16 protein-coding genes and 1 pseudogene are annotated in these 19,431 nt (G+C 67.9%); 6 read left to right on the forward strand and 11 right to left on the reverse strand.

All coding sequences use genetic code 11. The annotated features are described in order from the left end of the window. Positions 1-310 precede the first annotated feature (310 nt). Positions 311-1,168 (forward strand): CvfB family protein, encoded by an 858-nt coding sequence (locus WME95_RS36875; protein ID WP_437904007.1) that lies wholly within the window; start codon positions 311-313, stop codon positions 1,166-1,168. A gap of 92 nt (positions 1,169-1,260) precedes the next feature. Here the strand turns inward: WME95_RS36875 and WME95_RS36880 are convergent, their stop codons facing one another. The 3 genes from WME95_RS36880 to WME95_RS36890 all read right to left on the reverse strand — a co-directional run bounded on the left by WME95_RS36880 (position 1,261) and on the right by WME95_RS36890 (position 3,738). Next, on the reverse strand, positions 1,261-2,499 hold the full coding sequence (locus tag WME95_RS36880) for a formylglycine-generating enzyme family protein (protein ID WP_437904008.1): 1,239 nt from the start codon (positions 2,497-2,499) through the stop codon (positions 1,261-1,263). 149 nt (positions 2,500-2,648) lie between these two features. Next, a complete protein-coding gene (locus WME95_RS36885; RefSeq protein WP_437544496.1) occupies positions 2,649-3,116 on the reverse strand; it encodes a Dps family protein in 468 nt (155 codons plus the stop codon). 25 nt (positions 3,117-3,141) lie between these two features. Next, positions 3,142-3,738, reverse strand: coding sequence for a YqgE/AlgH family protein (locus tag WME95_RS36890; protein WP_437294584.1), 597 nt, complete (start codon positions 3,736-3,738; stop codon positions 3,142-3,144). 162 nt (positions 3,739-3,900) lie between these two features. Between WME95_RS36890 and WME95_RS36895 the strand changes: the two genes are divergently transcribed. The 5 genes from WME95_RS36895 (at position 3,901) to WME95_RS36915 (ending at position 7,700) form a co-directional block, all read left to right on the forward strand. Next, positions 3,901-4,311, forward strand: a complete 411-nt coding sequence (locus tag WME95_RS36895; RefSeq protein WP_012239418.1) for a 6-pyruvoyl trahydropterin synthase family protein — start codon at positions 3,901-3,903, stop codon at positions 4,309-4,311. A 55-nt stretch (positions 4,312-4,366) separates the two neighbouring features. Continuing rightward, the gene (locus WME95_RS36900) at positions 4,367-5,869 is read left to right on the forward strand and encodes a DEAD/DEAH box helicase (protein ID WP_437904009.1); all 1,503 of its coding nucleotides are present in this window, start codon (positions 4,367-4,369) and stop codon (positions 5,867-5,869) included. Next, positions 5,856-7,076 carry a DUF790 family protein gene (locus tag WME95_RS36905; RefSeq protein ID WP_437544505.1) on the forward strand — a complete coding sequence of 407 codons (1,221 nt, stop codon included), beginning with the start codon at positions 5,856-5,858 and terminating at the stop codon, positions 7,074-7,076. The genes WME95_RS36900 and WME95_RS36905 overlap by 14 nt, the downstream gene beginning before the upstream one ends. Before the next feature lie 71 nt (positions 7,077-7,147). Then, on the forward strand, positions 7,148-7,405 hold the full coding sequence (locus tag WME95_RS36910) for a hypothetical protein (protein WP_437904010.1): 258 nt from the start codon (positions 7,148-7,150) through the stop codon (positions 7,403-7,405). After that, positions 7,389-7,700, forward strand: coding sequence for a hypothetical protein (locus WME95_RS36915; protein WP_437904011.1), 312 nt, complete (start codon positions 7,389-7,391; stop codon positions 7,698-7,700). The genes WME95_RS36910 and WME95_RS36915 overlap by 17 nt, the downstream gene beginning before the upstream one ends. Here the strand turns inward: WME95_RS36915 and WME95_RS36920 are convergent. The 8 genes and pseudogenes from WME95_RS36920 to WME95_RS36955 form a co-directional block, all read right to left on the reverse strand. Next, the gene (locus WME95_RS36920) at positions 7,690-8,310 is read right to left on the reverse strand and encodes a hypothetical protein (RefSeq protein ID WP_437911132.1); all 621 of its coding nucleotides are present in this window, start codon (positions 8,308-8,310) and stop codon (positions 7,690-7,692) included. The genes WME95_RS36915 and WME95_RS36920 overlap by 11 nt on opposite strands. 101 nt (positions 8,311-8,411) lie before the next feature. After that, positions 8,412-8,606: pseudogene (locus WME95_RS36925) on the reverse strand (papain fold toxin domain-containing protein); the annotation flags it as partial. Positions 8,607-9,012: 406 nt separating this feature from the next. Continuing rightward, the gene (locus WME95_RS36930; protein ID WP_437904012.1) at positions 9,013-9,351 is read right to left on the reverse strand and encodes a DUF6972 family protein; all 339 of its coding nucleotides are present in this window, start codon (positions 9,349-9,351) and stop codon (positions 9,013-9,015) included. Further along, complete coding sequence (locus tag WME95_RS36935) at positions 9,348-9,560, reverse strand: hypothetical protein (protein ID WP_437904013.1); 213 nt, start codon at positions 9,558-9,560, stop codon at positions 9,348-9,350. The genes WME95_RS36930 and WME95_RS36935 overlap by 4 nt, the downstream gene beginning before the upstream one ends. Then, positions 9,557-11,035, reverse strand: coding sequence for an RHS repeat domain-containing protein (locus tag WME95_RS36940; RefSeq protein ID WP_437904014.1), 1,479 nt, complete (start codon positions 11,033-11,035; stop codon positions 9,557-9,559). Before WME95_RS36940 ends, WME95_RS36935 begins: the two co-directional genes overlap by 4 nt. 2 nt (positions 11,036-11,037) lie before the next feature. After that, the gene (locus WME95_RS36945; RefSeq protein ID WP_437904015.1) at positions 11,038-11,358 is read right to left on the reverse strand and encodes a hypothetical protein; all 321 of its coding nucleotides are present in this window, start codon (positions 11,356-11,358) and stop codon (positions 11,038-11,040) included. Between the two features lie 100 nt (positions 11,359-11,458). After that, positions 11,459-11,764, reverse strand: coding sequence for a hypothetical protein (locus tag WME95_RS36950; RefSeq protein ID WP_437904016.1), 306 nt, complete (start codon positions 11,762-11,764; stop codon positions 11,459-11,461). Between the two features lie 51 nt (positions 11,765-11,815). After that, positions 11,816-19,162: an RHS repeat-associated core domain-containing protein gene (locus WME95_RS36955; protein ID WP_437904017.1), complete on the reverse strand. Its 7,347-nt coding sequence runs from the start codon at positions 19,160-19,162 to the stop codon at positions 11,816-11,818. Positions 19,163-19,431 lie beyond the last annotated feature (269 nt).

Below are 19,431 nucleotides of genomic sequence, written 5' to 3' on the forward strand. Positions count from 1 at the left end.
CGGCTCGTCAAGCCATCGGCCTCGTGCGTGGAGGGGAGCGAACGGCCTGACTCGGCCGTGGCCGGGGGCGGGCAGAAAGAGCAGCGCGAGCGGCTGCGGCGCCATCACCCGTCGATGACTTCGCTCAGCGCGGGCCGCCGGCCGCGAACGCAAAATCGAGTTCCAACTCCTGGCGTTCTGGCGCCTCGACAGCTCACCATTCGTCGTCTTTCAGGCAGCTTCAACTGATTTGTGGGATCGGAGGTCATCGCGCCAAAAGAGACGCGACCGGCCGACCGCGCGCCCCCGCCCTGTGCAAGACTGCGCGCCGATGCCGTACGACCATCTCCTCGGGCGCGTGGTGACCCTGCCGGTGCGGCGGTTCGGCCCGCCGGGCGCCTTCCTCTCGGCCGATCCAGACGACCTTCGCCCGGACGCGCCGGTGCTCCTCTTGCCGCGCAGCGAGGTGCCCGAGGGCGCCAGGGAGGGGGACGAGCTCGAGGTCTTCGTGTACCTCGACTCGGAGGATCGCCCCATCGCCACCACGCGCCGGCCGAAGGTCACGCTCGGCGAGGTCGCCTTTCTGGCGGTCACCGACGTCGCGCCCTTCGGCGCCTTCGTCGACTGGGGCCTGCCCAAGGAGCTGCTCGTCCCCCGCGCGGAGCAGACCCGCGACCCGCGGGTCGGCGAGCGGCACCCGGTGGGGCTGCTCGTGGACAGGACCGGGCGCCTCGCGGGGACGATGCGCGTGAGCGAGATGCTGCGGGATCAGGGCGAGTTCGATCTCGACGAGTGGGTCGAGGGTGAGGCGTGGCGCAACGAGCCGGGGATCGGCCTCTTCGTCATCGTCGAGCGCAGGTTCGTCGGCCTGCTCCCCGCCGACGAGCCGCACGCGCTCTCCCGCGGCCAGGCGGCGCGGTTCCGCGTGGCGAGCGTGCTGCCCGACGGGAGGATCGATCTCTCGCTCCGCGGTCACGCGCACGAGGAGGTCGAGAGCGACGCGCAGGAGATCCTCGCGCGGCTCTCGCGCCCGGGCGCGCCGAGGATCGGCGATCGATCGAGCCCGGAGGAGATCCGGGCGCTCTTCGGCCTGAGCAAGAAGGCGTTCAAGCGGGCCGTCGGCCGCCTGCTGAAGGAGCGCGCCGTGGCGATCGACCGCGAGGGGTTCCTCGTCAAGAACGCGCGCTGAGCCGGGCGGAACGGGGCGGAACGAGGCGGAACGGGCGGAACGATACGCGGCGCCCCGCGGCGGACGCCGCGTCCGGAGCGTCGCGCGGGCGACTACCGATCCCTCGCGCACCTGGCGCCAAGGCCGTAGTAGCGCTCGGCGGGTTTGCCAGGGAGGCGACGGGATGTCGTGAGGTTCTCGATATCGTCGTCGAAGCACCCGCCGCGCATGACGCGCTCGGAGCCGGCTGTCAGGTTCGCGCAGTTGTCGCAGAGTTCGCAGCGCTGCGATGAGATCGGGTACTCGTCGCTGTACCCGTCCAGCGTCCACTCCCACAGGCTCCCTGCCAGGTCCGCCTGCCCCCACTTTCCATCCCCGGAGGTCGCCTCGTCACCGCTCGATCTGGACCCGACCTGCAGGAGGTCGGCGAGCGTGCAGGGAGGGCGGCCCGACTCTTCCGTGTACCCGTAGCAGCCGAAGACCGCGCGGTCCTCGTCGGCCGTATCGCCCCACGGATAGCTTCGCTCCTCATCGCCGCCCGCCGCCGCGTAGCTCCACTCGACCTCTGTCGGCAATCGCCCGCCGTCCCACGCACAGAAGGCCATCGCCTCGTGCCAGGTGATGCAGTTCATGGGGCGGCGCTCGTCCTCGTCCGATTCAACCGTGTCGCTCCACGTCGAGCAGCGCGCCCCGATAGCGCTGCACGTGTCGCGATCGGGAGGGGTGCACTTCCTCAGCTCCGCCATCAGCGTCGCCGTGTCCGGCTGGAGGAACTGCACGAAGCTGTCCTTCCACCCGCTGCCAGGAAGCGCCGGGTGCTCCCCGGCGCCGGCCTCGGGAGGGCTCTCCCGCGTTCCTTGCCCCGCCTCGACGAACTCGCGGAACCGGCCGACCGTGATCTCGTAGGTATCCAGCCAGAAGTCGTTCACGATCGCCCGCCTCTGCTCGGCGGAGCCCGTCGCGTCTTCATAGCTCCTCGTGTACGCGCCGCCGTCCACCGGCCTGCTGTCGCAGCAGCTGATCCCGTCCGGTCCGCACCGCGTCGCCAGGGTCAGGCAGCTCGGGGCCATCGACGCGATCGGGCCGCCCCCTGCGCCCACGCCGCTGCCGCCGTCGCCGTTCAGCCCGCATCCCCCCGCTTCGCCGCCGCTCCCGGACGCCGCGCCCTCTCCGCTGCTCCCGGACGTCGCGCCCCCACCGCTGCTCCCGGACGTCGCGCCCCCACCGCTGCTCCCGGACGTCGCGCCCTCACCGCCGCTCCCGGACGCCGCGCCCTCACCACCGCCGGGCTTGTACCGCTCCCAGTCCGCGCCGATGAGGTCCGAGCATCCGGCGACGACGAGCGCTCCCACCCCGCCGATCCAACCAGCTTTCGCCCAGGTTCCACCCATGACCCGACAGCGTCACCCCCTTCGTTCACCGCTGTCAAGCCGCTCCCGGCCGGCCGCCTGCGTCGAGGGATCCCCTCACCGCAGCTCGGCCGGCGGTCGCGACGCGGGCGCTACTCGAGCAGGCTGCGCAGCATCCAGGCGGTCTTCTCGTGGACCTGAAGGCGCTGGGTGATCAGATCGCAGGTGGGCTGATCGTTGGCGTTCTCGGCCACGGGGAAGAGCTCACGCGCCGTGCGCGCGACCGTCTCGTGGCCCTCGACGAGGCGCTTGATCATGTCCGTGGCCTTCGGAATGCCGTCATCCTCCTTGATGGTCGAGAGCGCGACGAACTGCTTGTAGGTCCCCGGTGCGGGCAGGCCGAGGGCCCGGATGCGCTCGGCGACGAGGTCCACGGCGAGCGCCAGCTCGTTGTACTGCTGCTCGAACATGAGGTGGAGCGTCTGGAACATGGGCCCCGTGACGTTCCAGTGGAAGTTGTGGGTCTTCAGATAGAGCGTGTACGTGTCAGCGAGGACGCGTCCCAGTCCGGCGCCGATCAGCTCGCGGTTCTTGGCATCGATTCCGATATTGATCTCCATAGGACTCCTCTCGTGTCGTGTGCTCTCAGGCTTCTCCGATGCTTCGCATCGACATCACTTCGATCGGGCGCAGGCCGAGCAGCGCATATGCCTGCTCCCAGCGCTGGTCCGCCGCCACGTCGAACAGGATCCCCTCGTCGAGGGCCACGGGCAGCCACGCGCCCGCGGCGATCTCCCGCTCGAGCTGGCCGGGCCCCCAGCCGCTGTAGCCGAGGAGCACCGTCCTGCGCCGCGGGTCGGCGGCGGCCGTGCCGCGCACGGCGTCGGCCGCGAGGGTGTCGAACGCGCTCCGGGACGACGTGACCCGCACCCGGGAGCCCACCGGGATCACGCCCGTCTCCTCGGCCCCGAGCGCCGGATCGAGGCACAGGATCCACCCCGAGCTCGGCTGGACCGGGCCGCCGAGGTAAACCGGCGCCGGGTCCTTCAGGTCGTTGCCATAACCCGCGAACGACAGGAGCTCCCCCAGCGTCATCGGCGCCGGCCTGTTCACCACGAACCCCAGCGCCCCGCCCTCGCTGTGCACAGCGAGGAGCACGACCGTCCGGTCGAAGTTGGGATCGCCGAGCGGCGGCGACGCGATGAGGAACCCTGGGGCCAGCACGCTCGCTTCGCTGTTCATCGGCGATCCTCCCTCGCAACGGTCAACCGGTCACTGCGTCCCGCACGAACCCGTCCGCCGCGGCGGGGGCCGGACGGGGGGTCGCCCCCACCTTACTCCGGCGTGCCGTGACAGGCGATTGGGATCTCCCTCCAGCGCCGGCGCGGCGGGTATAGTGGAGCCATGTACACCGTCGGCGTCCGCGATCACATCATGGTGGCCCACAGCCTCAAGGGCGTGCAGTTCGGCCCTGCGCAGCGCCTGCACGGCGCGACGTACACGGTCAGCGTGGAGGTGGAGCGCGAGGAGCTCTCGCCCCTCGGCCAGGTGGTCGAGACGAGCGCGCTGCGGGATAGCCTGCGCGCCGTGCTCGCCGAGATCGACTACCGGAACCTCGACGAGCACCCCGCGTTCGAGGGCAAGCGCTCGACGCCCGAGCTCATCGCGCGCTACATCCACCGCGAGCTCGGCCGCAAGCTCCCGGTGAGCGCCGGCAGCGCCCTCACGATCACGCTGAACGAGTCCCCCCTCGTCTGGGTGCGCTACCGCGCGCCGCTCCGGGGCGCCTCGGTCATGCCGACCGAGCTGGCCTGAGCGCCGGGCGTCTCCGCTTGGCACGCGGCCCTGACCGCGGCAAAAGAGCGCGCCGATGACCGAGCCGGTCCGCACAGCGCCGATCGTCCTGAGCTTCCAGGGCGGCACCCTCCGCATCGAAGGCCTCGCCCCGCGCCCGGCGCTCGCGCCTTCGCCCGCGCTCGACAGCAGCGCGCTGCCATCGAACGCAGACGAGCGCGCGGGCGAGCCCGACGGCGGCAACGCCGGCGATCCCGCGCTCGATGGCGGCGCGCCGCTCGACCCCGCGTGCCTGCCCGCGTCCTGCCGCTGGGACGCGCGGGAGCGCGTCTACCGCGTGCCGGCGATCGACTATGCCGAGCTCGTCCTGAGGCTCCGCGCCCGCGGCGTGCCGTTCACCGACGCCGCCCGCAAGTACGAGGCGCTCCCGCTCGCGCCGCTCGCCAAGCACGACCCGTTCCCCTACCAGCGAGAGGCGCTCGACGCCTGGGCCGGGCGGCGCAGCCGGGGCGTCGTCGTGCTCCCGACGGGCGCGGGCAAGACGTTCGTCGCGACGCTCGCGATCGCCGCGCGGCAGCGCAGCGCGCTCGTGGTCGTCCCCACCCTGGATCTCCTGAACCAGTGGTACGACGGGCTCTCCGCCGCGTTCGGCGTCCCGATCGGCCTGCTCGGCGGCGGTTACCACGACGTCCTCGACCTGACGGTGACCACGTACGACTCCGCGCACGCCCACATGGACCGGCTCGGCGCCCGCTTCGGCCTCGTGATCTTCGACGAGTGCCACCACCTGCCGAGCCCGTCGTACGCGCTCGCCGCGAAGATGTGCCTCGCGCCCTTCCGCCTCGGCCTCACCGCCACGCCCGAGCGCGCCGACGGCCGGGGCTACGACGACCTCATCGGCCCGATCGTCTTCCGCCGGGAGATCACCGAGCTCTCCGGGCAGTACCTCGCGGCCTACGACGTCGTCCGGCTCGAGGTGCCGCTCTCGGACGACGAGCGCGCCGCGTACGAGGCGGCGCGCGCCGTGTACATCGGCTTTCTGCGCGCCAACGGCATCCGCATGCCCGAGGGGTGGGGCCAGTTCATCCTGCTGAGCTCGCAGTCGGACGCGGGCCGCCGCGCCTTCGAGGCGTACCGCCGCCAGCGCAGCCTCGCGCTGTGCGCGCCCGGCAAGATCGACGTCCTCGCCCGGCTGCTCCACGCCCACCGCGCCGACCGGACCCTGGTCTTCACCGAGGACAACGCCACGGTCTACCAGATCTCGCGGCAGTTCCTGCTGCCGGCCATCACCCACCAGACCAAGGTGAAGGAGCGCAGCGCCATCCTCGACGCCTTCAACCGCGGCGCGCTGTCCGCGGTGGTCACCTCGAAGGTGCTGAACGAGGGGGTCAACGTGCCCGAGGCCAACGTGGCGATCGTCCTGTCGGGCAGCGGCTCGGTGCGGGAGCACGTCCAGCGGCTCGGCCGCATCCTGCGCCGGAGCGAGAACAAGACGGCGATCCTCTACGAGCTCGTGGCCCTCGGCACGAGCGAGCAGCGGGTGAGCGACAAGCGCCGGGAGCACATTGCTTACCAGTGACCTCGTCCGCGTCCGCCGCCGGGGCGGGCTGGTCGTGCCGCAGTACCTCCGCGGGGCGGCCGCCGAGCGCCTGCTGCCGGTCGCGCGGGCATACCTCGACATCCTCTCGCAGCGCGTCGGCGAGCGCCGCGACGACGTCGAGGCCGCGCTCGACGCCATCGAGGTGCCCGCGCGGGATCGCGTGGCCTCGCTCGGCCTGAGGAAGGTGCTCGAGGACGGCTGCGAGTACGAGGTGCAGGAGGGCGTCGATCCCGAGGCGCTCCGGCGCGAGCTGTTCCACGCGGCGGCGGCGGCGCACCGCGCCCTCGACGTCCGCGCCCGCTTCGACCGGGCCGCCGTGCTCGACGAGGTGGCCGCACGGCTCGGCACGACGCCCGCCGCGATCGAGGCGGGCCTCTACGCCGACCTGCGCGGCGCCGAGATCCTCCGGCGCGCGGCCGCGGACGCGCCCGAGATCCTGCTGGATCGGTACAACCTGGCGCTGGCGCAGTCGATCCTCCTCCGGGCGACGCAGGTGACGATCCGCATCGAGGGGGAGAGCGCCCAGCGCTACCGTCGGATCTTCCGGGCGGCGCGCTTTCACGGGCTCATCCACGTGGTCCAGGGCGATCCGGTCTCCGGCTACACGATCGCGCTCGACGGCCCGTTCAGCCTGTTCGACGCGGTACAGCGGTATGGCCTGCGGCTCGCGATGTTCCTGCCGTCGGTGCTCGCGTGCGCCTCGTTCCGGCTGCGCGCCGACCTGCGCTGGGGGCGCGACAAGGAGCCGCTCGCCGTCGAGATCGGCCCGGCAGACGGCCTCCTGTACCACGGGCGCGAGCTCGCGGAGACGACGCCCGAGCTGGACGCGTTCTGCGAGGGGTTCAGGAAGCTCGGGTCGCCCTGGACCGTGTCGCCGAACGAGCGGCTGTTCGCGCTGCCCGGAGAGGTGGTGTGCGTCCCTGATCTGGTGTTCCTGAACGCGGAGACCGGGGAGGAGGTGTACCTCGAGGCGTTCGGGTTCTGGAGCCGGGACGCGGTGTGGCGGCGCGTCGAGCTGATCCGGAAGGGGTTTCCGGCGAGGATCCTGCTCGCGGTCGGCAAGCAGCTCCGCGTGAGCGAGGAGGTGCTGGGCGACGACGAGGCCGGGGAGATCTATGTCTACCGGGCGACGATGTCGCCGCGGGCGGTGCTGGCGCGGCTGGACGGGAAGCGCGGGGGGGCGTGAGCCGCTGCGGAGTTTCGCTGCCCGGCTCACCTCGACCGGGTACACTGCCCTCCGACGCCTGGAGGTCTCTCATGCGAACGGTGGACGAGCTCGTCGAAGAAGTCCGGAGCTTCCCTGTAGCGGAGCGCCTGCGGCTCGTGGAGCGGATCGTCCATGAGATCGCGAACGCGTCGGCGGACCCGCGGGAGGCGTCGCTGCCCCGCCCGAAGGTCTCGCCTCTCGGCTGGCTCGCCGACGATCCCGAGCTCGCCGACCAGCTGGAGAAGCTCACGGCGGATGCACGCGCTCGGGGTCGGGCGAGGGGGCTCGACGATGAGAACCCTCGTTGACACCGACATCTGGTCCGAGATCTTCAAGGGGAAAAACGCGACGGTCCTCGCCAGGGCGGGCGCCTACCTCTCGCAGCACGGGCGCTACACGTTGACGGCCGTGACGGTCTTCGAGGTCATCCAGGGCCTGCAGCACGTGCAGCGCGCGAGCCGGATCGACGCGTTCTCCGAGATGCTCGAAGCCCAATCGACGACGCCGAGCTCGCGGTCAATGAGCGCGCGGCCCAACGGCCGCGACCACGGTGTTCGCGTCGAGCGCGACGGAAGCTCTACTTTTGCGGCCTCTACCCGCTGAGGTGCTCATTCCAGAGCTCACCAAAGCGGTAGATCGCAGCTTCGGCCGGACCCTCGAAGCCACGAAGAATGCGTTGCCACGGAACTCCGGGAGAATCGTAGTAGTCCTGTAACCACGTCTCGAAGCGAGCAAGCTGCTCCGCTCTTTCTCGCGCAACCTCCGGGAAGTGATCCTCGGTCGCATCCTGCGCACCGAGTCCGAAGTTGTACATCCACTCGATTGTGCACTCTCCGAGGACAGTGGCTGGACGCCTCGCATCTAGCGCTTCGAGAACCACATCCACGAACCAATCCGGCTTACCATGAGCAACGGTGACGAGAGGACCGCTCGGATCGTTGAGCAAACCAATAGCGGCTTCGAGAATGCGTGCCATTCCGAGCTCGTCACCCAAGGCAAGGTAGGAACGCGTCCATGCGCGAGCCTGTTCAGGGCCATTGAACAGCCGATCTAGCGTATCGTTCAGCCAAGCAAGCCCAGGAACGATGAGCAGGTAGCCGTAGAAGAACGCACCTAGATGAATCGGCGACGGACACTCGAGCCGCTTTGAATGACTGGCTATGGCACTCAATCGACGAGCTAGAAGAGCGGATGTCATTTCTGTTTCTCCCATCAGAACGGAACCGCTTGGATGGTGACTCCGAAGCGAGCGCCAAGGGCTTCGACGTACTGCGCACAGGGAACGCCCTGACGCAGGAAGTTGTCAAAAACCATGTCGCCAACTCGAACAGCCTGATGAAAGCCGTTCTGGGTTAGGGCAGTCCCACCGCGGCCGACCAGGTCGCTCACCATGTGGTCCGCGACTTGGCCGGCTGGACCGCGATTTGTGGTGATGTTGAGGATCTGGCCGGGGATCCCCTTGGCCTTCAGCGCATCGGCCATGGCGCTCGCACATTGCGTGCATTGCATCGGTCGAAACAGCCTTGGCGACAGGCTCGCGATCGCTTCGCATGGACAGCGGTCGATGGCGAGGCTCGACACCAACAACACCGGGCGGGTCGACGGCCCTTGGCACGCCAGGGCTTCGAGGTCGGGGAGCTGGTTCCTGGTGGTCTGCTCACTTGTCGATAGCCACAGCTATGGCTCATCGAGTTCCTTTCGCCCAACCAGAACGAACTCGTCCTCTAGCAGCCAGAACCGTGCATCCTCGCATTTCTCGCTTCGGAAGAGCTGACGATTACCTTGGCCTGGGTCGAGAATCTCGTACCCGCCCTCGGTCGGTCGAAGAAGAAGCACACAGGGAACAGGATGCCCCTCGTCAGCCCACACCTCGTACCATGCTTCCATAGTCACCTTGCTGGTCCTGTCCGCGGCATCACGTGATAGAGGCCGGCGGCATCCTGCACGCCCCCGAGCACGTCCGGGCCCGCGCGGTACTCCTGCCGGCCATTCGCGTCGTACTCGTCCTTGCTGGTCCTGTCCGCGGCATCACGTTATAGAGGCCGTCGGTACTGACTTTCGCCTCGCCGTAATAGGGGGGGATGCGGCTCCCATAGGCGGCGACACGTTGTCCGATCGGGGTCTCGAACATCAGACCGAAGCGCCCAGTGACGACCACGACGAGGCCATAGTCAGCGAGCGTCGCGGAGTGGGCGTTGTTCCACAGAACGTAGTCGTCGCCCACTCCTTGGTGGGGTGCCACCGGTGTCGTCATGGTTCATCGATTTCTTTCCGTGCCACGAAGACGAACTCGTCCTCGCCGAGCCAGTAGCGCGCTTCGTCAAATTTCTCTGTCGAGAACACCCTGCGATTCCCTTGCGCTGGATCCAGAATCTCAAAGCCACGATCCGTTGGCCTTAGAATCAGGACGTAGGGAACATCCAGCCCTTCATTCGCCCATACTTCGTACCAATTTGTGCTCATGGCGCTGCCGGTCCCGTCCTGGGCATGATGTGATAGAGACCACCGGGGCGGACTGTCGCTTCTCCATAGAATAGAGGAATTCGACTTCCGTCCGCTCCGATCCTGGTCCCAATGGGGTTCTCAAATGTTAGACCAAATCGCTCAGTGCCCCTAACGACGCCCGTAAACTGTCCCTCCGAGAAGATCGCGTTCTCTACCCGGGCTAGGGTGCTCATATCGTGGAACACGTGTGCCGAGCCATCCTTCGCGACCAGGCGAGCAGCTGCGGGGGTCCCCTCGATATGCTTCGGAATGTGCTTCAGTTCGTAGGCTATGCCGCTGAACGCCTTGCCTCCCTCCCTTGCAGGGCTGCCGGTGAACAGCTGGCGGAGGCGAAGGCCGGGATTCGCGCCGGATGCGTTGAATCTGGGTGCGAGGGGGCCCGAGGCGAGGCCGCCCACGAGCGAGCCACCGAGAAAGTAGTCGTCGACGGTGCCTTCGCCGCTCGCGAGGCGGCTCGCGGAGTCCGCGATCTGCTCGGCGCCGCCGTTCCAGAGACTGTAGATGGCGGCGCCGGCGAGCGAAAGCGTGATACCGATCGTGACGGCACCGGCGCACAGCGGGGCGCCGGGGCCGCAGGCGAGCGAAGCAAACGCACCCGTCGCGTAGCTGGCGCCGACGCCGAGCCCCAACCCGACCCCGAGCCCCGCGGCACCGGCGATAGCCGCCTCCGTACCGGTCGCCGGGGCCGCCTTGGTCGGCGCGCTCTCAGGTGCAGATTGCGGCGCTGGTGAGCACCCGTCGATCTCCGCGGTCACGGTATACGGTCGGCCGCTGCCGTCGAGGCCGGAGCCCCACACCGCCGAGCAACCTCCAGAGCCCGCAGGCTGCGCCTGCAAGCCCAGCGGGTCGATGAAGTTCGTGGGACTGTTGAATACGTAGCTGTAGGCGTTCAGGCCCTGGCTGTAGAAGGGCGCCTGGATGATTGGGTCGGGCGTCAAGAAGCGACCGACGCTGGCGTCGTAGAGGCGGCCGCGCATGTCGACGACGCCGAGCTCGAGGTCGTGTTGATGCCCCGTGAAGCTCGTGAGAACGCCGCTGCCGCCCCCCACCGGCGCCTCACCTTTTCCGAAGGCGTCCGTCGCCTGGCGGTGGATCACCTCGCCGCCCTCGTCCGTCAGCACTTCGGGCGTGCCGAGCGCGTTGGCGTGCAGGTACACGGTGCTCCGCGACACCTCACCACCTTCCTCGCGCACCACCACCTCAGCCACCTCTCGGTGTGGCCCCCAAATGCGGTGCCGGTGCTCGGTCGCGCCGTCGTTGCTGGTTACCCGCTGAAAGAGGGTCGCGAGCTGGAGTCGCATGTGCGTCGGACTGAGCTCGCGGACGCGTGCGCCCGTGATGTCGTAGTCGAATTCCACGAGCGTCTGGCCGCTTCCCTGACCGACCCGCGCCGAGCTGGGCAGGCCGAACGCATTGTAGGTCAGCTCCTGCACGCCTAGGGCCGTTGCCGTTCACCCCCGAAGTAGTTGTAATGCACGACGACGCGCCGGACGAGCGAGGCGTGCTGGTCCTTCACCGCCCAGTGCCGGTGGCGCCGGAACCAGTGGTGGACGGCCTTGACGGACTGCCTGAGGTGCGCACTCCTCGTCTTGCACCACATCTCCCATCTTCCCCGTCGCGTACGACGATAGCACATCGTAAACCCGAGGAAGTCAAAGGTCGATGATCCCTTTCCACCCATCTGCTCGCTCGGCGGCCGGTGGAAGTCGAGCAGCCGGGTCTTGTCGGGGTGGAGGGTCAGTCCATGGCGTGCCATTTGCTTGCCTAGTACGACCATTACAAGTTCTCCGTCCTCTCTGGTCTCGAAACCGATCGCGAAATGAGGGACAGCAGCAACCTGGGTTCGATTCAGCTTTTCACCAGAGCTTCACGTCGTGATTCGCCGAGAAGCCCTTCGCAGTCAGCTCGAACAACAACGCCTGGAGTGCCGCCGCCATCGCCTGCGCTTCGGTGTCGGCCGCGGCTCGACCATTGAAGACACGCATCGTCTCGCCAACGAGCGCCGCTTGTCCCGGTTTCAATCCCGGCAGTTCAATGTTCGGATCGTATACATGGGCCGTGGCGATGGCGAGCCACTTGCGTCCCCGCGCATCAGGATCGGACGGGGGGTCCGGAACCTCATAGGCCGTGATCTGGCACGTGATCCCGCGTCGATGAATCATCGTTTGTACTCCCTCGTTAAATCGGTTACGTGTACTACCTCGTTGAATCAGTCATCTGCACGCGCCCCATACGCACACGCCCATGTTGGGTTCCAGGATGTCTCGCAGTAGCGTCGGCCGCTTCACAATAGTCGAAGACGGCCTTACGAACATGCCCGGCGTCGGCGGGTGAAGAATGAGGTTCGGCGCACTGCCTCCGGGGCCGATGAAGAAACTCTGCCCGGCTGGATACGTGCCTCGCATGGCCGCCGCCTGAGCCGCCTCCTCAGCCACGAACAGCGAGTTCGGCAGTTGAAGATACGTGCCCTGCGGAACGGTGAACGATCCGGCCGCCGTGCTGCCGTGCCCTTCGAGCACCATCGCGCCCATCGGATTGTCGGCCCCGCCGAGGAGCAATTGCCCCGGTCCTGGCGGCGAGATGACGCGAGCGCCGCTCGCGGGTCCTCGCACTGCGGCGCTGCCGGTGAACAGCTGGCGGAGGCGAAGGCCGGGATTCGCGCCGGATGCGTTGAATCTGGGTGCGAGGGGGCCCGAGGCGAGGCCGCCCACGAGCGAGCCACCGAGAAAGTAGTCGTCGACGGTGCCTTCGCCGCTCGCGAGGCGGCTCGCGGAGTCCGCGATCTGTTCGGCGCCGCCGTTCCAGAGACTGTAGATGGCGGCGCCGGCGAGCGAAAGCGTGATACCGATCGTGACGGCACCGGCGCACAGCGGGGCGCCGGGGCCGCAGGCGAGCGAAGCAAACGCACCCGTCGCGTAGCTGGCGCCGACGCCGAGCCCCAACCCGACCCCGAGCCCCGCGGCACCGGCGATAGCCGCCTCCGTACCGGTCGCCGGGGCCGCCTTGGTCGGCGCGCTCTCAGGTGCAGATTGCGGCGCTGGTGAGCACCCGTCGATCTCCGCGGTCACGGTATACGGTCGGCCGCTGCCGTCGAGGCCGGAGCCCCACACCGCCGAGCAACCTCCAGAGCCCGCAGGCTGCGCCTGCAAGCCCAGCGGGTCGATGAAGTTCGTGGGACTGTTGAATACGTAGCTGTAGGCGTTCAGGCCCTGGCTGTAGAAGGGCGCCTGGATGATTGGGTCGGGCGTCAAGAAGCGACCGACGCTGGCGTCGTAGAGGCGGCCGCGCATATCGACGACGCCGAGCTCGAGGTCGTGTTGATGCCCCGTGAAGCTCGTGAGAACGCCGCTGCCGCCCCCCACCGGCTCCTCACCTTTTCCGAAGGCGTCCGTCGCCTGGCGGTGGATCACCTCGCCGCCCTCGTCCGTCAGCACTTCGGGCGTGCCGAGCGCGTTGGCGTGCAGGTACACGGTGCTCCGCGACACCTCACCACCTTCCTCGCGCACCACCACCTCAGCCACCTCTCGGTGTGGCCCCCAAATGCGGTGCCGGTGCTCGGTCGCGCCGTCGTTGCTGGTTACCCGCTGAAAGAGGGTCGCGAGCTGGACTCGCATGTGCGTCGGACTGAGCTCGCGGACGCGTGCGCCCGTGACGTCGTAGTCGAACTCCACGAGCGTCTGGCCGCTTCCCTGACCGACGCGCGCCGAGCTGGGCAGGCCGAACGCATTGTAGGTCAGCTCCTGCACGCCCCCGAGCACGTCCGGGCCCGCGCGGTACTCCTGCCGGCCATTCGCGTCGTAGTCGTAGTGGTTGTCGCCCGCGCCGGTCACTGCGTGCGGCCGCGGGCCGGCGTAGCTGTACTCGCCGATTCCGGTCTTCGCGGTGATGTTCCCCAGCTCGTCGTAGTCGATTTCCGAGCGGGTTGTACCCGGAGCAAAGTCGATGGGATCGAGCGGGCTCGGGATCGCGCGCGAGACGCGCGTCAGCCGATCGAGAGGGTCGTACGAGTAGTACTCGTTGCGAGACGAATCCAGCCCGTCGAGCCGGACCTGAAGGCTGCCGTTCGTGGTGTAGCGGTGCTCCAGGCGCTGCAGCGGCTCGCCGCCCCGCGCGCTCTCGATGCTGAGCACGAGCCCGAGGCCGTCGGTGTAGCGCGTCGTCGTGACGACGCCGTTCCCGAAGCGCTCGCTGCCGATCCGATAGCCCTGATCCGCCTCCTGCAGCTCCCAGAACGGCTCGCCGGTGTCGTCGTCGAAGACGCTGACCAGGTTGCCGCGGTCGTCGTAATCATGACCGACGACGAGCTCGCTGCCCGCAGAGGCTGGATAGCGAGTCCTGGAGCTCCGCCCAAACTCGTCGTACTCGACCCGAGACGAGAGGGACTCGCCTGCTACCGTCTGCGTGACGGAGCTCAACAGACCGCGGTTCCTGGTATGTGACAGGGGCTCATAACCGAACTCGACGGAAGACTCGCCCACGCGCTCCGTGCGCGCCACGCGGTGCGCCGCGTTGACGCCCGTGTCGTAGGTCCAGCGATTCAGGGTGCCGTCGCCGTCGACCACCAGAGTGCGCCTGCCGAGCGCGTCGTAACTCAAGGTCTGCGTGTCGCCGCTCGCGTCCGTGTGCGTGCGCAATTCACCGAACGCGAAGTACGTGAAGCGGTGGTCGCCGCTGTCCGGGTCCCGACGCATGGCCGTTCGCCCATAGCGATCTGGCTGAATGATCGTGGTGTTACCCTTGCCGTCGCGCGTCCCGATAGGATCGTTAAAGGGTCCGTAGAAGAACTGGGTCAGGGTTCCTGCGGCATCGATCGTCGCGGCGGGCGCTCCGCGAACGCCCATGACCTCCCAGCTCTCACGCTGAGCCGGATCCGTGAGTCGCACCACCTCTGCCGCCTCGCGCCGCGCCCGCGCGTCGAGCGCGACGCTGGGCAAATCCGAGAACGGCAGGTACTCGAAGCGGTATTTCCCACCGCTGCCGCGCTCCTCGTAGGTAAGACGGCCTAGGTCATCGTACTGGTAGAGCAGGCTGCCCTGAGACGCATCGCCGCTGACGTGCGGGCGATCGTGCTGGCGCAGGCGACCGAAGGAGTCGTACGTCATGCGCTCGATCACGTCGGTGCCACGGAGCCCCTTGGTGATGCGCCGAACAGGGCGCGAAAAACCGTCGAGGAAGGTCTCGACGTGCGCGCCGCCGGTTGTGTGGCGCACCACACCGATGCGCTCACGGTCGAGGAAGCCGAGGTTCGCGTAGGTGGTCGTGGTGGTGGCGCTGGGTGTCTCCGCGGTCACCTCTCGCCCGAAGCCATCGTAGCCCCAGCGAGTGACGATGCTGTTCGGATCGGCGGCGAGCCGCAGCTTGCCGGTTGCGGGATCGTGGAGGACACGGCTCTCGAAGCCCTCGGCGTCGAAATGGCTGACGGGGTACAGGCCGCGAGCGTCGTAGACCACGCGACGGGTGCGTTGTTGCCCCTGCGCGGCCGTTTCGCGCACCTCCTGCACGTGACCTGTGCGCGAATGCCGCGCCACCACGGTCGTCACGAGCCGGTAGTAAGCGTCATCCGGCTCGCGCGTGGTTTGCCTGAGCCGGCCCGCGTCGTCATAGTCGAACATCGAGATCCGGGTGACGCCGGACTCCGCCGTCTCGCTGGTTGCCTCAACCCGACGGACCAGCGAAATCAGCCACGACGCGCGCTGAGCGGCGGTGGGGTTGAAGGTTCGAACGATGGTGCGCGTCTCCGCCAGGTCTTCCCCAGCGTCTACGGTCCACTGATGACGCGTCCGGTTGCCGTAGCTATCTGTCTGGAAGGATTCGTTCAGCTCGGAGAGCACGCTCCTTCCCTGAAGCGGCACCGGTCTGGACTCGGAGACCGTCGTGCGCGATGTCGCCAACTGAGCGAACGGCAACCCGGCGTCCGAGAGTTCCAGCTGCCAATCCGCGGACAGTCGAGCGACCTGTCGCTCGCGAAGCCGAGGGAAGGTCTGAATGTGTAACGTTTCCAACCCGGAGAAGGGATAGACGCGGCCCACGACCGAGCCGGGCACTTCCTCGAAGTACGTGCTGTTATCGTAGTGCCAGACGTCGACCTGGACCCTCGCGTCGCCATCGTAAGTCACTCGCTTCCGGAGCTCGAAGCCCAGCCAGCCGCGGCCATGGAAGCCCCGCCGCGCGCCGGCGTACTCGAACGTGTGCCTCATGTTGACGCGCGTGCCGCCGCCCGGCGCATCCGGCGGCAGATCGCGGATGGTCTCTGAGTAGCTGCTGACGACGGGGCCCACCCGGCGCACGCACTGCACCGTTTGCCGTGTCGCCGCCGAGCAGCCCGTCTGACCGTACGTCCGGAAGCCGATCTGCTCCGCCGACTCTGGGCTGTACTGAATGTGCACACCCTTGCCGAGGCCGTCGCGCGCCGTGAGCATCAGATTGGCTCGCGACGAGAGATTGTACGCCACCTGCAAGCCGTGCGGCGCTCGCGCGTCCATCATGACGAGATCCGCGCCACCATCTCCGTCGACGTCCGCCAGGATAGGCGCCGACCCGTCGAAGAGGGTGAACTCGCTGACTGGCCCGGTTGCGGGCTGCACTTCGAACGCGGCCGATGTCCCCGAGGCCCGCAGCACATACCAGACGAGGTTGGTGCCGTTACGCGACAGCCCCGTCGGAACCAGCAGATCGTGCCGTCCGTCGCCATCGTGGTCGACGGGGACCGAGCGATAAAAGGCGAAGCGAGAGATGTAGGGCGCGTCGCTCGGCAGCATCGTGCCTTCGCGGCGGAAGCCGTCGCCGGTGTTGACGAACAACGTCATGCGCTGTTCCGTGGGAAGATCGCCGCGATAATTCAAGAGGTCGACCAGCCCGTCGCCGTTGACATCGAGGCTCTTCAACTGCCATCCGTTCGCGTACTGCGACAGCACCAGGTGACCGTCTGAAAGGTACTCCTCGAGTCGATAGTCTTCCTCCGCGTTCAAGCCCAGCGGCGTACCGTCGATATCGACGGGGATCTCCGGCACCTCGAGGCCGATGTCGCGCCAGGCGTGCCCGTCGGGGTCGATGAAGAGCGCGCGGTACTCGACGTTCCAGTCGGTGGGCAGCCCGAGCCGATAGTCGTGATACGGATCGCGTGAGCGCTGGACGACGTTGACCACACCGTCGCCATCGACGTCGATGAACAACGGCGCGTACTCGCACCCTGGACCGTAGCGAATGAGATCGCGCGGAGCATCGAAGCCCTGCCCCGGGCCGAGGCTTTGGTAGAGATCGTAGCGGAAGCGCGGATCGGCAGCCGTGCTGCCTTCCTCGTACGCACAGTGAATGAGGTCGACGTGGCCATCCCCTGTCAGATCGGCGGTGTAGACGCGGTCTTCGGGGTAACCGTCGTTCGGCAAGGGCAACGGCACGGCGTCGAACCCGTTGCCGTTGGAGATTTGCACCCGGAAGCCGAAAGACCCGTGCGGGCACTCGTCGACGATGTCGTCTCGACCGTCGCCATTGTAGTCGAACACGTTACCGCTGGACAGGCAGTTGACGGGCACGCTCCCCAAGCCGACCCCGTCCGCCGACAGCTGCGTATTGAACGGCGCTTCGAAGCGCGGTCCCACGAAGTCCGCCACGGCGCCGGCCGAGCGAGCTACGAAGTAGGAGAACGAAGGATTGCCGTCGGGATGCTCGCCGTCGATATCCGGATAAAGCAGATCGTCGAATCCGTCCCCGTCGACGTCGAGCACCAGCGTTCGGCCCCGCGCGCCGCTCGTGACACCATTGCCGAACCACTCCGGCGGCGACACCTCGTCCGCGGACCGTGCGATGTTGAACCCCTCACTGCTGTCGTAATTGAACGAGGTCGCCGGCATGCACGACCCGAGCGCGCATTGCCGCAGCGAATCGAGCCTGCTGATCGTGGGATCGGGCCCGTAGCTCAGCTCGTGCGAGCGCTGCTCGCTATCGCCCACGTAGGTGGCAATACGGGTCAGCCGCGCCGTCAAGGTGCGGAGCGCGCCGCGCTGCCAGGCTTGGCGCGCGTCCGGGCGATCCTCGTAGCTGAAGCGAACGCTGCGATCTCCGGCCACATCCGGATTCACGTGCTCGCCGAAGTCGATCCGCTCCGGGATCAGAGGTGCATCCGAACACGCGCCGTCGGCACAGCCTCTTCGATACCGCATTGTCATGGCGTTGCCGCTACGGTCCATCACGCGCCGCAGCATCCAGGCGCGGATGACGCCATCGTGCGAATCCGTGGCGCCGCTGCCGCCGTATTCGAGCTTCTTTCCGTCTCGCTGCTCCACCAAGAACCCGCTGGGCGCCTGGGGGCTGCCGATGGGCGTGATGCGACGGAAGCTCTCGAGCTCGGTTCGATACCGTCCCTCGTGAGCGATCAGCGGCTGGCCGTCGAGGCAGAGCCGGTCCTTCTGAGTGTCCGAAATGCCTGCAGCAAAACCATCCGTGCCGGAGCTCTTCGGGCAGCGCGCGATCGCCGACAAGCCGGAGAGAGACCACCCCGTTCCGGCGATGCCCACCGACTGCACGCTGGCGTAGCTCAGGGAGATGGCCGGCGCGATGCCGCCTGGGCCCAGCGGCACTTCGATAGGGACCGTGTACGCCGCCATGCCGGTCGGTGTCACGCCGAAGCTCCACGGCACCGCGCCCACAGGCGCCGGCGCGGTCGTCGGCAAGGGATCCGGCAAGGGGAGGCGCACGCCGGCCGGTGGCTGCTCGATGGTGGTACAACCGTGCGACGGAATGCAGATCTGCGTGCCGGGCCGCGCGCGCACCGTCGCCCCCGCCTGCACGTCGATGTCTCTCGCATAGAACCAGCCGGTGTGATCTTTGGCGGCCAGGACGAGCTTCGCGCGCGGAGCAATCAGCGATCCCTGAAACGCCGAATTGATGCCCACGTCGAGCGTCCCGGCGTAGACGATGTTCCACACCGGCGGGATGCCCGGAAGAACCGGCGGCGGTCCTGAAGAGCTCCACGCGTTGCCCTTCAGAAGCAACTCATCGCGCACCGCCAGCTTCGCGCCGTCCACGACGTAGACGATGCCCTCGTCCTGAATGTCGAGGGTGCGGAACGTGTAATCGCCGCTGCTCAAGCGCAGGGTAGCGGCGCGCTTGACGGTAACCGTCGAGTAGTGACCCGGATCGAGGGTATCGCTGGTGTTCGGCTCTACCGAGATGGGGGCCGCGACCGAGTCGGGGAAATCCACGGTGAACGAGAAGCTCGTCGCCGGGGTGAGGGTAGCGTGAGACGCCTCGATGCCGCGAATCGTGGCATCGCTGTCCTTGGTGATGCTGGTTGCCGAGATGGCGTCACCGGCCACCGCTCGACTCCTCAGCCGGACGGGCCCGACGCTGATGATCGAGCCGACGGACGCCTCTACGCCTACGGAACACGTCGAGCTGCCCGAACAGCTCACCAGGCCCGGCTGCGAGGCATTGTCGAGCACCTGAGCTCGATCGCCGACGCTCACGGATCCCGAGGCATTGAGCACGCCATCCAGCCGATTCACGCCAGCGGGAAAGGTCAAATTCAGGCTGACCACCGCCTGCTGCTGCGCAACGGACACCGTTTCCTTGGTGTCCGTTGCGCAGCTGCTGGCCCCCGATGCTGAGGCAACGACGCAGATCAGCCCAGCGCTCCACCGCGACCGACCGCTTCCGAGCCAAGCCATTCTGTCCTCCCGTCCAACACGACCATCGTCCCGCTGAACGCCGCACCGCTACCAGCATTGCCGACCCAGGACAACGCAAATCAATTGCACTTTCAATCTCGGCAGCGACGCGTTCTTGCTGGCGTCGCTGCCGCGCCACCTCACGCGCCGTTCACGCGTGCCCG

The sequence above is a fragment of the Sorangium sp. So ce327 genome (assembly GCF_051530205.1).
GTDB lineage: Bacteria > Myxococcota_A > Polyangia > Polyangiales > Polyangiaceae > Sorangium > Sorangium cellulosum_B.